General features: G+C 45.0%; 1 protein-coding gene. It reads right to left on the bottom strand.

The features are described from left to right. Positions 1-52 precede the first annotated feature (52 nt). Positions 53-1225, bottom strand: coding sequence for an IS256 family transposase (locus EKM96_RS10450; protein ID WP_057879063.1), 1173 nt, complete (start codon positions 1223-1225; stop codon positions 53-55). Between the last annotated feature and the right edge of the window lie 114 nt (positions 1226-1339).

Below are 1339 nucleotides of genomic sequence, written 5' to 3'. Positions count from 1 at the left end.
GGGAGTGTCAAATTTTTTGTGTAAATGGAAGTCCTCTCCCATTAGCTAGCTTCTAATACATGGATTCTAACGTATCTTGAATTTGCTTGAAACCTCGATGCGTTCGCTCAAAATTTTGGCCGTTGTAGTCACGAATAACTGTGACCAGAACGCGTTCTAGTGCTGGTTCATTTGGAAATTGTTCTTTCTTCTTTGTCTGCCGTTTTAGCTTCTTGTTGAATGATTCAATGAGATTTGTGCTGTAGATGCTACTGCGTATCGCAGCTGGAAAAGTGAAACAGGTCAAGAGATGAGGATTATTTTCTAGCTTGCCCGTTACTTTTGGATACGCCTTTTGCCACTTGTCTATGAAGTCAGCTAAGGCCTGTTTTGCGTCGTCCATGGTAGCTGCTTGATGGATCAGTTTGAAGTCGTTAAGGACCTCTTGTCGGTCCTTAGTTCGAACGTGAGCTTCAATGTTCCGACTGACGTGGATCAGGCACTGCTGGAGCTTAGCCTTAGGGAAGTGGTCACCAATTGTGTTGGTAAGGCCGACTAAGCCATCGGCCACGAATAAGAGGACTTCTTTTACACCACGCTGCTGAATGTCCACGAGAAGCTCTTCCCAAACGGTACTGGATTCAGTTGGAGCGACTTGGTATGCTAGGACCTCTTTCATACCATTTGGTCGAATGCCAATGGCGATATGCACGGCTTCTTTAGCCACTGAGTCCCGGCGCAGAGGTAAGTATGTTGCGTCCACATAAATGACTGCGTAACGACTCGCTAGAGGGCGCGTCTTGAAGGCGTTGACCTGTTGGTCAACGACCTTCGTGAGGTTTGAAACCGTTTGTGGTGTGTAATGAGCACCATACATTTTCTCAATCAAATCCGCGATCTCACTAGTGGTAATCCCTTTTTCGTAGAGCTGGACAACCGTGGCTTCTAAACCATCCGTTTGGCGTTGATAGCTTGGAATAGTTTGCGTATTAAAGGCGCCATTTCGGTCGCGTGGAACCTCCAAGTTTAGTTCCCCATACTTAGTTTTAAAGGTTCGCAGATAATGCCCATTGCGTGAATTGCCGCTGTTAAAGCCTTGGCGGTCGTAGGGTTCATAACCGAGGAACGATGAAAGTTCCTCGTGCATTAAATCATTGATGGCCGTTTCCAAATGTTGCCGAAAAACTTCGTCCAAATCTTGCTTTTGTGCTAGTGCTGCCATAATTTCTTTGTTAAACTGAGTCATGGGGAAAGCCTCCTATGTCCTATGAAGTGAGTGTGGTTGCTAACTATCATAAGGGAGAGGCTTTCCCTTTTCAATTGCTTATTTTTCTATTTACACATAATTATTTAAACACTC

It is taken from the genome of Levilactobacillus tangyuanensis (assembly GCF_003946545.1).
GTDB classification, from domain to species: Bacteria; Bacillota; Bacilli; order Lactobacillales; family Lactobacillaceae; genus Levilactobacillus; species Levilactobacillus tangyuanensis.
This window is presented reverse-complemented; position numbering and strand designations above follow the sequence as displayed.

Bases quoted from the DNA above. Each gene is read 5' to 3' on its own strand.
- EKM96_RS10450 (WP_057879063.1), bottom strand. From the start codon at position 1,225: ATGACTCAGTTTAACAAAGAAATTATGGCAGCACTAGCACAAAAGCAA.